10 protein-coding genes are annotated in these 12,795 nt (G+C 49.6%); 4 read left to right on the plus strand and 6 right to left on the minus strand.

Annotation, left to right across the window (positions count from 1 at the left end; all coding sequences use genetic code 11):
* Positions 1–254: 254 nt before the first annotated feature.
* The gene (locus EKK48_20775; GenBank protein ID RTL38869.1) at positions 255–1,640 is read right to left on the minus strand and encodes a hypothetical protein; all 1,386 of its coding nucleotides are present in this window, start codon (positions 1,638–1,640) and stop codon (positions 255–257) included.
* A gap of 29 nt (positions 1,641–1,669) precedes the next feature.
* The gene (locus EKK48_20780) at positions 1,670–2,365 is read right to left on the minus strand and encodes a tetratricopeptide repeat protein (GenBank protein ID RTL38870.1); all 696 of its coding nucleotides are present in this window, start codon (positions 2,363–2,365) and stop codon (positions 1,670–1,672) included.
* A gap of 300 nt (positions 2,366–2,665) precedes the next feature.
* Between EKK48_20780 and clpB the strand changes: the two genes are divergently transcribed.
* The gene (gene clpB, locus EKK48_20785) at positions 2,666–5,302 is read left to right on the plus strand and encodes an ATP-dependent chaperone ClpB (GenBank protein ID RTL38871.1); all 2,637 of its coding nucleotides are present in this window, start codon (positions 2,666–2,668) and stop codon (positions 5,300–5,302) included.
* A gap of 98 nt (positions 5,303–5,400) precedes the next feature.
* Here the strand turns inward: clpB and EKK48_20790 are convergent, their stop codons facing one another.
* Both EKK48_20790 and EKK48_20795 read right to left on the minus strand, forming a co-directional pair.
* Complete coding sequence (locus EKK48_20790; protein RTL38872.1) at positions 5,401–6,030, minus strand: carboxypeptidase regulatory-like domain-containing protein; 630 nt, start codon at positions 6,028–6,030, stop codon at positions 5,401–5,403.
* Positions 6,027–7,166 (minus strand): hypothetical protein, encoded by a 1,140-nt coding sequence (locus EKK48_20795; protein ID RTL38873.1) that lies wholly within the window; start codon positions 7,164–7,166, stop codon positions 6,027–6,029. Before EKK48_20795 ends, EKK48_20790 begins: the two co-directional genes overlap by 4 nt.
* A 104-nt stretch (positions 7,167–7,270) precedes the next feature.
* On the opposite strand from EKK48_20795, the gene dusB reads away from it, so the two are divergent.
* Entirely contained in the window at positions 7,271–8,386 is a 1,116-nt protein-coding gene (gene dusB, locus EKK48_20800; GenBank protein RTL38874.1) for a tRNA dihydrouridine synthase DusB, read from the plus strand.
* A gap of 320 nt (positions 8,387–8,706) precedes the next feature.
* Here dusB and EKK48_20805 read toward each other — a convergent pair whose 3' ends face one another.
* Positions 8,707–8,967 carry a DNA-directed RNA polymerase subunit omega gene (locus EKK48_20805; GenBank protein RTL38875.1) on the minus strand — a complete coding sequence of 87 codons (261 nt, stop codon included), beginning with the start codon at positions 8,965–8,967 and terminating at the stop codon, positions 8,707–8,709.
* Positions 8,906–9,538: a guanylate kinase gene (locus EKK48_20810; protein ID RTL38896.1), complete on the minus strand. Its 633-nt coding sequence runs from the start codon at positions 9,536–9,538 to the stop codon at positions 8,906–8,908. Before EKK48_20810 ends, EKK48_20805 begins: the two co-directional genes overlap by 62 nt.
* 289 nt (positions 9,539–9,827) lie before the next feature.
* Here EKK48_20810 and EKK48_20815 point away from each other — a divergent pair, with 289 nt between their 5' ends.
* Both EKK48_20815 and EKK48_20820 read left to right on the plus strand, forming a co-directional pair.
* Complete coding sequence (locus EKK48_20815) at positions 9,828–11,660, plus strand: fibronectin/fibrinogen-binding protein (GenBank protein ID RTL38876.1); 1,833 nt, start codon at positions 9,828–9,830, stop codon at positions 11,658–11,660.
* Between the two features lie 82 nt (positions 11,661–11,742).
* Positions 11,743–12,738, plus strand: a complete 996-nt coding sequence (locus EKK48_20820; protein ID RTL38877.1) for an NADPH:quinone reductase — start codon at positions 11,743–11,745, stop codon at positions 12,736–12,738.
* Positions 12,739–12,795 lie beyond the last annotated feature (57 nt).

Here is a 12,795-nt window from a genome sequence, read left to right on the forward strand (position 1 = left end):
TTGCCGCCAGTGGTGGCGACTTTTCCGCACGATTTCTATAAGCCGACTATCATTAACGAATCGCTATCCAGCAAATATCTTATTCAGACTTAAGGACTGGAGCATTCTTCTAGAAACGTGCTGGCAAGCCAGCTATCCTTCAATTTATAGACGACAGATATATCGTTTTCACTCGAAAGATCTTATGATCGACGGGTTTATATTAGCTCAAATTAGGATTTAAGACCAGAAAGCAGTGGGGGAAACCGCAAGGTTTAATTTATCGGGACGCGATTTAACTCTTTCTGATTAGCACGGTCTAATAAGACAAGCCAGTATTTATGCCGCTTTCCGTCGACGTTAAAAGCTACGACGGCGTTTCCGGAACTGTTCGGTTTGACTTTTTTCGTTACGAAACTTGTGCCTCCATTGTGCAAAGGATCCGGGTAATAGACCTCGTCACGGTCTGATACGACGGCTAGATTCGAGAAACCGTATTCGTGAGCAGTGCCATTTTTCAACGTCACATCAACGGTGAGCATCTTGGAGCGATTGTCACCCCATGGGTCTTTCGAGAAGGCAAGCTTGTTTATCTGCACTTCAAAATTTTCCAGGTGCGCAACTGGTTTTGCTGATGGAATCAGATCGGCATTGAATCCTGGCAGAGTGATAGGCTGATTGACGACCAGTTTCATCTCTTCGCCTGGAACGATGGCGGAAATAGAACCTTTTCTCTTCGCCGCACCAATCAGTCCGATAGTGGCACCAATGCCGGCACCAACTCCGACTGAAATTCCGTGTGTGGCGATAGCAGTACCGATGCCACCAAATTGCACCGCCATAATCGCTCCACCGGCAGCGCCAAGACTTACGTGTCCGCTATCTATGAGCAAATGCTTGGCGATCGCTTTCGGTGCAGATTTCTTGCTCGTAATTTGTGCATCAATCGGCACTTCAAGCTGACGATCCGGACTGACTAGTTTGTCGAATTGAACGGTGACGTAACCATCTCTGCCACCACGTCGTTGCGGAGCAGAATCAGTAACAAGACCATGCATGTACCAACCACCCGGCACTGCCACTTCGCTCGGACCATGCACGTTTGATCCGACTCTAACCCAAACTTCATCGCCCTTTCTATTGATCTCAGAATTGATGTTAGCCAGACTTACCAGACTGATTGTGGTGCCTTTCGGTAATTCTTGCGGTTTGTCGTACATCAGCGGCGACTTAGAAAAGGAATGCGTGACACTACCTTTTAAGAGATGTGCTTCTTTTTGCGCACGAGCGGAATCTGCCGCTGTAACTACAGGTGCTTGAGCGGCTGAATCTGCAGAATCTGTTTTGCTTGTATGTACGACTCCGGCTGAACCTGCAGCGCCGCTACCACCGGCGGAAGGATGCTCCGATTGAGTTTGAACTTCGGCAACATTAGTGCCTGCGGCTGCTTTGTTGTCGTGTGACTCGTTCGAGACCGTTGAAGAAGCAGTCCTGGCACCGACTAGCGAGGCTTTCAGCTCAGCAGCGTTGACACCTCTGACTGCAGTTTTCGAGGACTTCCCGTCTGCGGCGATAGCTGGAGACATTCCCCAGAGCAAGCTGTTCAGCAAAGATACTGCGAGGATTTTTCGCGACAACGGCGCGGCAGAAATCAGAAACACGAACCCAAACCTCATGAGCCAATGCGATTTTAGCTCTTCTTCTTGGAAAATAGATTTTTCACTTGCGTTAAAAAACTGCTCTTCGTCTTTGATTGTTCGGCAGTCTTAGTCAGTGCCCGTATCTTCGCCTCTAATATTTTTGCTTCATTATCTTTAGGATTAGCCCTTAATGCCGCTTGCACTTCGGTCATGGCCAGAGTCTTCCAACCACGCGCTATGTAAATTTCAGCAAGCTTATTATGATACCTGGGTTCCTGAGGCAAGAGTCGAATCGCCTCTTTCATGGCTGTTTCAGCCTCTTGATACTTTTTGCGACGGAACAAATCATCGGCGCGGCTGACATGCTTGTTCGCCCACTTAACATTGATATTCTCGTCTTCAACAGCTGCATCCCGACTCGGCATCATCCTTGTCGTATCTTTGCGCTGCTTTGCAGTGAGCTCAGCAGGATCGTCTGCTGCGTCAGTATGCACAGGCGTGCGATTCTTCTTCAATTCGCGCAATGTGTCGTATTCTGAGCGGCGCTGAGCGTCACCGACGATATCATGCGCCCTGGTTACTTTGGCGAACTCTCTCTGAGCCGTCGCACGCTGCTCCGGATCATTGGGAAACCGGTCAGGATGGAGTTTTTTAGCCAGACGCAAGTAAGCCTTACGAATTTCCTCAGGCGGCGCCTCCTGCTCAACCCCTAATATGGCGTAAAAGTCTTCGTCAAACTCCTGCATAGATTCTCGTAGGTAGCGCCAGTTCAGAGACCTGAACTTGTAATCTCATCTGGTAACAGATCATATCTTACGGCTCTTCCGTCCAGAACGATATGGATGTAGACGACAAAAACAGGTTTTATCCTTCCTGAGGAATGCCCAAAAACGGTCAAAAAATCGAACCTATAAATAAATTGTGGAAATTATGAAGGGGCTATCACAACTGCCCCATAATAAATTCTGTGAGGGGCTAAAAGCGCCCACAATTTGGGTGCTTAACCCGATACAGAACCGAGTATTCCATAGTGAAGATGGTGACAAATGAACCTAGATAAATTCACGCACAAAGCGCAAGAAGCCATAACAAATTGCCGCAGTATCCTGGGGCGGTTTGGTCAGAGTCAGGTAACGCCTGAAATCGTGCTCCTGGCGATTTTGGAGCAAGAAGAAGGCGTTGCCAGCAAAATTTTAGAGCGGTTGGACATCAAACCTGCCGTCGTAATTGAAGAAGTAAGCCAATACCTGCAAATGCAGCCGAAAGGCTCTGCAGTCAATATGAGCAAGGACGAAATCCATGTATCAAACAAATTGATGCAGGTTTTGGAAGTTGCAACCAAAGAAGCTGAGCGGCTCAAAGATGATTTCATCAGTGTTGAGCACTTGCTGCTGGCCCTTTCTGATGAAACCAAAAATCAATCCGGAACCATCCTGAAATCGCATGGAGCCACTCGTGATCGCATTCTCAAGGTGCTTACTTCGATCCGCGGTAAGCAGCGCGTCACCAGTCAGGACCCAGAAGCCACATATGAAGCCCTTTCTCGCTACGGCAAAGATTTGACCGAGATGGCGATGAAGGGAAAACTCGACCCGGTCATCGGTCGAGACGATGAAATTCGTCGGGTCATGCAGGTGCTGTCGCGGCGCACGAAAAACAACCCGGTTTTGGTCGGAGAGCCCGGTGTGGGTAAAACTGCGATTGCCGAAGGTCTGGCGCAGCGAATCACCAAAGGCGATGTGCCCGAGGGTCTGAAAGACAAGAAACTGATAGCGCTGGATATGGGCTCTTTGATTGCAGGGGCTAAATACCGGGGAGAATTCGAAGAAAGGCTGAAAGCCGTACTCAAAGAAGTAACCGAGGCACAGGGTCAAATCATTCTTTTCATCGACGAATTGCACACCGTAGTGGGAGCAGGTTCGAGCGGTGAAGGTTCGATGGATGCAGGCAACTTGCTCAAACCGCCACTGGCGCGCGGTGAGTTGCACTGTATTGGTGCCACCACCCTCGATGAGTATCGCAAGCACGTCGAAAAAGACCCGGCGCTGGAGCGGCGTTTCCAGACCGTGTTAGTCGATGAACCATCAGTCGAGGAATCAATCTCGATTCTGCGCGGCTTGAAAGAACGATACGAAGTTCATCACGGAGTTCGCATCAAAGACTCTGCACTGGTGGGCGCAGCCGTTCTGTCTGACCGCTACATCACCGACCGCTCTCTGCCCGATAAAGCAATCGACCTGGTCGACGAAGCAGCAGCCCGTATGCGAATCGAAATTGATTCGATGCCTACAGAGCTGGATGAACTGGAACGCAGACGCGTACAGCTCGAAATCGAACGCGAAGCGCTCAAGAAAGAATCTGATGTAGCTTCGAAAGATCGGCTGGAGCGCCTGGAAAAGGAGCTAGCCGACTTGAAAGAGCGAGCTGACATGCTGCGAGCTCAATGGCAGACTGAGAAAGAAGCCCTCAACCGGGTGCAAGCTCTGAAAGCTGACATCGAGCAGACCAACTTCGAAATCGAACGCGCCGAGCGTGAAACCGACCTGCAGAAAGCAGCCGAGCTCAAGTACGGCAAATTGATCGAACTCGATAAGCAGTTGAAAAAGGAAGAAGAAGTCTTCAACCACAAAAAGGGAAGCAGGCTTCTTAAGGAAGAAATCGACGAAGAAGACATTGCTGAAATCGTCTCAAAATGGACGGGTATCCCTGTAACCAAGCTGCTCGAAGGCGAAGTACAAAAATTGCTTCACCTGGAAGAGCACTTGCACCAGCGTGTTATCGGACAAAACGAAGCCATCGAAGTAGTGTCAAATGCGGTGCGCAGAGCGCGAGCCGGATTAAAAGACCCGAATCGCCCGATCGGCAGTTTCCTCTTCCTTGGACCAACCGGGGTAGGAAAAACGGAGCTTGCCAAAGCCCTGGCCGAATACCTCTTCGATGACGAAAATGCGATGGTTCGCATCGACATGTCTGAGTATCAAGAGCGCCATACAGTCGCCCGATTGATAGGTGCGCCTCCTGGATATATCGGATTCGATGAAGGCGGTCAGTTGACCGAAGCGGTGCGAAGACGGGCATACTCATGTGTGCTTTTTGATGAAATTGAAAAGGCTCACAGTGACGTATTCAACGTCTTGCTGCAAGTTTTGGATGAAGGTCATTTGACCGACTCGAAAGGTCGCCACGTCGACTTCAAGAATACGGTTCTGGTGATGACTTCGAACATAGGCAGCCAGCACATTCTCGACTATCAGTTGAAAGCGGCGGTGCAGGGCGATGAATGTTATCCTGAGATGAAAGATAAGGTTATGGGTGCTTTACGCGAGCACTTCAAGCCTGAGTTCTTGAATAGAATCGATGAGACAGTCGTTTTCCACGCTCTCACACCGGAAGAACTGAAGCAGATAGTCAACATCCAGTTGAAGATACTGAACAAGAGATTGGTCGACCGCAAGATCATATTGGAACCGACCGATGCCGCCTGCGATTGGCTGGCACGCACCGGCTACGATCCTATATATGGTGCGCGACCGTTGAAGCGATTGATTCAGAAAGACATCGAGAACCCGCTCGCGCTGCGTATGCTGCAAGGCGATTTCATGGATGGCGATCGCATTCAGATCGACTCGAACGGCGACGGGCTGACATTCAGCAAGCAACCATCTCTGGTGGCTGTTGGATGATCACCGAGGCTGACCGTAGCGCAAAAGGCTGACCGTAGCGCAAAAGGTTGACGTTGAACACGAGAAGGTGGTTGTTTCGCAAAGAAACAACCACCTTTTTAATCGCGATGGTCCGATTCAGGCATCTCTATATCGGGAATCTGAGCATCTCCCGTAACATCCCAGGTCATTTCAGTGACCTCCTCAAGCTCGGGATAGCGCTTGTTAGTGAGCTCGATTTTCTTGTGCCCGGGCGTGAGAATCATTGTAAAGGCGCCGTTTTTGCCGGTTATAGCCAGACCACCGTCATAGACTTTCTTACCTTCTGCATTGGTATCAACAGAGTAGGCGCGCATTCCAATTCCTTTTAGTCCACGCTTCCCGGAAGTCACCCTTCCCGTGATCGTAAAGCCACGCTGCAGGTTGAGAATAAAGTTGCGGTTGGAATCACCCGGAATATTCTCAATGACGGCACAAGCGTAGTGCGTGTCCAAATTAGGCAAAACCTGCAGAATACACTTTCGACACTGCGTATGTTTGAAACTGAATCCGCCGCGTTCGCCGGTCACGCCCTGCGCCAGCTGAACACCAGTCTGATTCAAAAGAATCACCTGAACACCAGGCATAGGCTTCTTACCGTTGGCGGTGCTGACCGTACCGGAAATAATCGGCGTCGGTTCGTCTTCCGAGAGAGCAGGCGCCGTTGTAAGCAGCCCTAAAAACAAGAGTGGTATCAATACGTTTTTCAAGTTGATCGTTCACCAATTGCTCGAAGAACATCCATTGTACTTAAATTTTGCAGCTGCTTCACGACATTGATGAAATGCTGCACAGTACGGTCCTCCACCCCTCTCTCGAGAAACCACGTCAGGCAGATTGCGGCAGCTACTTTCATATAAGGAATCAATAGGTCAGGTCGAAAAGGCAAAGCATCAAATCGCGGCAGGACATCCATCAGATATCCCTTCAAAAATGACTGCATTTTTGCCAGGTCGATCGCACCATCGGTATTAACGATTTGAGACTCAGCAGCGGGTTGGGTTTGCGGCCACTGCGTACAAAACATAATCAATGCATAGGCCAGATCGTACAACGGAGGCTCAACACTGAGATACTCAAAATCGATAACAGCCACTGCTTTTCCGGCAGAGAAAAGAATATTGCCTGGATGAAAATCACCATGTATCAATTGGTACTCTGCAAGGTAATCATTTGGTTTGCGCTCAGCAAGACGATCAGTTAGTTTGCCCTCAATTGAAAAATCAAGCGAGCCTCCGCCCCTGCAAATTTGCGCCACTGCATCTGATACCAGAGCAACGACATTATCTGCATCCCTGGCAACCCCCTGGTTGCCCGACAACGCCTGAGCGAAACGCTCTACGAGACCAGCACAAACAGAATTTTCAAAGGTTTTCGATGCGATTGACAATGAAATTGTCGAGCTTTGCCCTCCAAATTGCTTCAGCGCACAATGAAGTTGATAAAGAGCGACGCCTGCTTGCTCACACGCCTGCACTGACCAGGTCGGTTTCGTCCATTCAAATGCCGGCTCAGCCTCGATATAGGAAGAAAGCCACCATTTGCCCTCTTCAGTTTGATAAAAGCTTTCACCGTTCTTTGTTTTGATGATTCGCTGAGTGAAAGAAATATTGCGCTGTTCAGACCAGCTCAGGAACTGATTATGTAAATTGATCGCGGCACTTGCGTCCGTGCGAAAAGGTCTTAAAACGTAGGAGTCGTGTGCCGTAACGAGGCGGTAGACGCTATCGGAACCAGCAGCATGCGATCGCACCGACGGCATCAGGTAGACATTCAATATTTCCGGCAACTCATAATGCTGCTTGATTGTGTCAACTAGTGTGCCGAAGAGAGAGATTGTTGACATTCCTTGCCGCCGTTCTTGTAATATAAAATGAGCGCTTCCGGCGCTCGACTGACTCGCGCAAAACGCAACTGCTCGTCAATTGCGTCTCCAGGACCGGCCACATTATGACACTCAAAATCGGTTCCATGACTTTGAAGAGTCGTGTCTACGTGCCTCCAATGGCTGGAGTCACTGACATCGTCTTTCGCGACATCGTCAGGAGCGTTGACAGTGAGTGCATGTTATCGACCGAAATGGTCTCCAGCCGCGCTTTAATGAATCGCCCCGAGTGCAGAATAATGGATCTGTGCGACGACGAGCGACCGATCGGCATTCAAATTTTTGGACACGAACCAGACGTGATGGCGAGCGCAGCGCGTATGGCGGAGGCGAAAGGCGCAGATTTCGTCGACATCAACATGGGCTGCCCTGTGCCCAAAATCACAAAAGGTAAGGACGGCTGCGCCCTCATGCGCGAGCCCGATCTGGCCAGAGAAATCGTTCAAACTGTGCGATCAGCTATTTCGATTCCCGTATCAGTCAAATTCAGACTGGGATGGGATGATGATTCACGCAATGCGGTTGAATTTGGCGAGATGCTGGAAGGCGCTGGAGCCTGTGCTGTCACAGTACACGGCAGAACACGCCAACAGCTTTACTCCGGAAAGGCAGATTGGTCGTGGATAGGCAAAGTAAAACAAGCTCTGTCGATTCCGGTTTTCGGAAACGGCGATGTGTTCGAACCTGAAGATGCTGTCAGACTGCTGGAAATCACAGGTTGCGACGGTGTGGCTGTGGCGCGCGGCACACTTGGTAATCCATGGCTGATCGCACGAATCACCAAGTACCTGGAGACAGGCAAGCTTGATGAAGCCCCTGAAGAAGTCGATAAATTGATGGTCGCCTACAGCCATTGCCTGGGTCTGATCAACTATAAAGGTCCACGCATAGGCGCTAATGAATCACGCCGACACATGACGCACTACACCAAAGGCATCGTCGGTAGTGCGCCATTCCGAGCCCGGCTAACTCAAATTGCAAACGCCGCCGAAGCCGCTGTCATCCTTGCTGAACTGGCGGAAATGGTGGCAGGAACTGATGGTAAAAAACGATTTCTACTTCATGTAGAGCAGGCAAATTTCCAGCAACGAGAACATCCACGCAAATGGAACGGCGATGGCGAAAGCAGTGTCGAGACCCCAGTTGATGGGCGCTCCCTCTCTCCAGTCGCAGTACCATAGAATTCCGTTCACGAAAGGTGTCGTAATCCAGCCCATGACGCCGGATAGAAGTGCAAGCATAAGTAAGATAAGCCAGGGATCCATCTTATTCTCAGCCGTTGCGGGAACCAGTCAGCCTTTTCCAGGCTTCAGAGAAAATATAAGACAGCTTCACTCGTTTGACAACGGGATTTCTCCCACGGTGAACAGACTGAGATTATTTAAAGCTATTACGAGACCCTCACTGGGCGAGGCACAGCGTCGAGGGTAACAGGGAAATCAGACAACAACAGCCCGAATTCCTTGTGGGGCAATGATTTGCGGAGATACTGAAGTCGCGACTAGTAGATCGCGTAACCAGACGGTGAAATCAAGATGTTGCCGTCGTTTTCAGCAGCAACCATTTGCAAGGCTTGAATCACGGCATTCGTCGCTTTGTGCTGATCGCGAGTTTCGTTCTTGATCTGCTTGGCGCGCTGTGCCACCTTGAGAACCAGTTCATAACGGTTCGTGTCTTTGTCCAGGAGTTGATCCAAAATTCTAGTAGTGCTCATCTGAAGCCCCAGGTGCCTTTGTTTCTCGTATACGACACCTTTCAGCATACACTATATGCGTCAGATTTTTGACAGCTTCATCAATGTTGTCATTTACAACTTCATAATGGAACAGCCCCCGCTCGCGCATTTCCTGCCTTGCTTTGTGCAGGCGAAGCTGTATTTTGGCGGGGCTTTCAGTGCCTCGCCCCTTCAAACGACTTTTCAATTCATCAAATGACGGCGGTGACAAAAAGATAAGTACAGCCTGGGGAAAGCGATCGCAAATCTGTTTTGCGCCGTCCACTTCGATTTCAAGAATTACGTCAGTACCGGCATGATCGCCTTCTTCACTTCTCTTGACGCGAAGTTGTTCTTCCACCCACTTGCGAGGCGTGCCGTAAAAATTGCCCGAATACTCAGCCCACTCCATGAACTCGTGATTCTCAAGCATCTCGGCAAACTTCTCGTCGGTGACGAAGAAGTAATCAATACCGTCCTGTTCCCCGGGTCTCATAGCACGTGTCGTTGCCGAAACCGATTTAGCCAGGTTCGGTACGTCGTCGAGCAAACGCTGCACGACTGTCCCCTTTCCAACTCCGGAAGGTCCGGTTATGACAATCAAATTTCCCTTTGGCAGTCGTTTCACTGGTCCAGCTCCAAAACCCGCATCTCTGGCGACTCGAGGAGCCTGGCCAGTCTCTGAAGGGGAGTCTTTTTTAGAACTATGCGTTTTGTTTGGAATAACTCGTGGGTTCATAGTTTGCGGTTTCTATTTTTTCTGAATTAGGCTATATTTATGCGCTAGCGCAGTTTCTAGACCTTTAGCTCTACTACGCTGGTTCTGAATTTGCGCATGTACGGCGCAGTTCGTGCTATTCGCTTCGTCCGATTTCTCCTGCTCTAATTAAACCCGACCAAGAGAAGCCATGCAACCATTCGACGCCCTGACAATGAGGGCTGTTCTCAGCGAAGCTAAACCGCTATTGATAGGGCGCAAGGTAGACAAAGTCTATCAAAACGCCAGAGATGAAATTGTGTTTTCCATGCGCGCAAAAGCAGGGATGACGAACTTATTGTTGTCAGCCCAGTCTGCTTACGGTCGCATTTGCCTGGTGCGCCAGGCGCAACTTAATCAGAGCGACAAACCAAAACCGAACCATTCACAATCCCAATTCCTGCTTCTACTACGGCGACATCTGACAAGCTCCACACTGGTAGGCATTGAACAACCCACTGGCGAGCGCACGGCTGATCTGATTTTCTCGTGTACAGATGAAGTCGGAGGTACGTCCCTGAAGATTCTCACCGCTGAAGTAATGGGGCGACACAGCAACTTGATCTTCTGGGATAAGAATACGGAAAAAATTCTGACGGCTTCGCATGTGGTGACACAAGAAATGAGTCGCCAGAGAGAAGTGGCAGCCGGACTGAGATTTGTTCGTCCACCAAAACAAGACAAGCCCAATATTTTCACCGTGTCAAAAGAAGACTTCTTCGCCAGGGCAGATGACTTGATTGAGAAAGTTCAACAAGATGTGGGCGCCCCTTTGATTGCGCCCACAGTAGAACAGTGGCTAATCACAACATTTACCGGATTGGGACGCCAGCTTTCGGAAGAATTAGTAGCCAGCACAGGTCTGAAGAGTTCTATTCAAGAAGCCGTAAAAGACAGTAACTTCAAGACTATTTTGTGGGAAAAATCTCTGGCGCTGCAGACGACTGATCACTTCAAACCGGCAATGAGACTCGACTTAAGCCGCTACACAGTACTGTCGTGGTGGGCAGGAGTTGAAGACGAATCGGTCTGGCGTCCGTTTCCCAGCGCCAACGACATGGTTGATGAATACTATAAATCAGTGGAAAACCGAGAGCAGTTTCAACAATTACGCGAACGCCTGCGCTCAGAGCTGAAAAATGAAATTGAGAAACTAGAGAACCGCATCTCTGCAGCATCTCAACACGTTACAGCAGCAGAAGATCTGGATCAGCTGAAACGCTCCGGTGATTTGATTTTGGCCCATCTAAACGAAATAAAGCCTGGTCAGGAAACACTGCAATGCGCAAATTTGTACGGCGAGAACGGTGCCACACAAACAATCAAATTGAATCCCAATCTGAACGGATCGCAGAACGCGCAATTTTTCTATCGGCAGTTTGCCAAAAGCAGATCGAGGTTGACTGCCGCCTCAGCGGCGTGCGCAGAAGCAACAAAGCGCCTGGAAACAGTGCGCGGTCAATCTGAAGCTGTAGAGCGTGCTGCAGACAGCGAGGAATTACGCCGGCTAAAAGACAATTTGATCGGGCGAAAACAGAGTGAGCTCCCCAAAACCGCCCCTGCAAAACCAAACGATAAGAAAAAATCGAAAGCGAAAATATTGAGTTTGACGTCATCAGACGGATGGACAATCTATGTCGGACGCAACCGACATGAGAACGACCAGCTTCTGAGCAGACTGGCACAGCCAAACGACCTCTGGCTTCACGTGCTTGGACAGGGGGGCGCTCATGTTCTGATTAAGGTACCCGCATCCAAGCAGGAGCCGCCCTTGAACACTATCAAAGAGGCAGCTCAAGTAGCGGCGCGTCTATCGAAAGCCTCGACCGGCAGCAAAGTTCGAGTGGTTTACACACAATGTAAACATGTAAAAAAGCTCGGCAAAGACAAACCCGGTCTGGTCAGATACGAAAACGAAAAGACGCTTGAAATCGATACTTCCACGCCCATGCCGAAGTGTATGAAGACGCTCTTCAGCAATTAACTCGCGCGTTACGAATCAGTACCGCTGACAGTTCATTGTGCAATAATCGCCACATCTCAAATTTTGCAAAAGGAACTTAGGCATGCCTCGTGTCGTGCGTTTTCATAATTTCGGCGGACCGGAAGTACTCAAAATAGAAAATATTGAGATTGACGAACCCGGCGAAAATGAAGTCAAAATCAAAGTAGAAGCAATTGGTCTGAACCGTGCTGAAATTGTATTTCGAGAAGGTAAGTATCTCGAACGCGACGTCGACTTCCCAAGCAGAATTGGTTACGAAGCAGCTGGAGTTGTCGAAGCAGTCGGCGCAAAAGTGACCAACTGTAAGGTGGGAGACAAGGTCAGTACGATTCCATCGTTCTCGATGGCCAAATATGGCGTCTATGGAGATACGGCAGTCGTTCCCGCAACAGCAGTAGCACACTATCCAGACCATCTCAGTACACACGAAGCAACGTCCATCTGGATGCAATACCTGACCGCTTACGGAGCACTGATTGAATTCGGGAATACCCAACCAGGCGACTTTGTAGTAATCACAGCAGCCAGCAGTAGTGTCGGGTTCGCTGCAATTCAACTTGTCAAAGAGATAGGCGCCACTTCAATTGCCACCACGCGCAGTGCGGCAAAAAAGCAAGCGCTGCTCGATGCCGGAGCCGATCACGTAGTCGTTACAGACGAAGAAGATCTGGAAAGACGGGTTCATCAAATCACCAAAGGGAAAGGCTCGCGCGTAATCTTCGATGCGGTTGCCGGTACATTTTTGAAAGATCTTGCAGACCTGGCTGCACCGGAAGCCACGATCTTTATTTACGGAGCCCTGAGCATGATGCCAACACCATTCCCGCTCATGATGGCTTTGAAGAAAGGACTGGTAATCCGCGGCTATACACTGTTTCAAATAACGGGCAGACCGGACCGACTTGAGCGGGCGAAAAAATATGTTATTGACGGTCTCACATCAGGCAAGCTCAAACCTGTGCTGGATAAGACTTTTACACTAGACCAGATCGCCGAAGCGCACCGGCATATGCAGTCGAACGAACAGATCGGCAAAATAATCGTCTCTGTCAATTAACCAGCAAACATAATAAGAGAGCCGACATTTCTGCCAGCTCCTTACTTGCCCAAACTT

This window comes from Candidatus Melainabacteria bacterium (assembly GCA_003963305.1).
In the GTDB taxonomy this organism is placed as follows: domain Bacteria; phylum Cyanobacteriota; class Vampirovibrionia; order Obscuribacterales; family Obscuribacteraceae; genus PALSA-1081.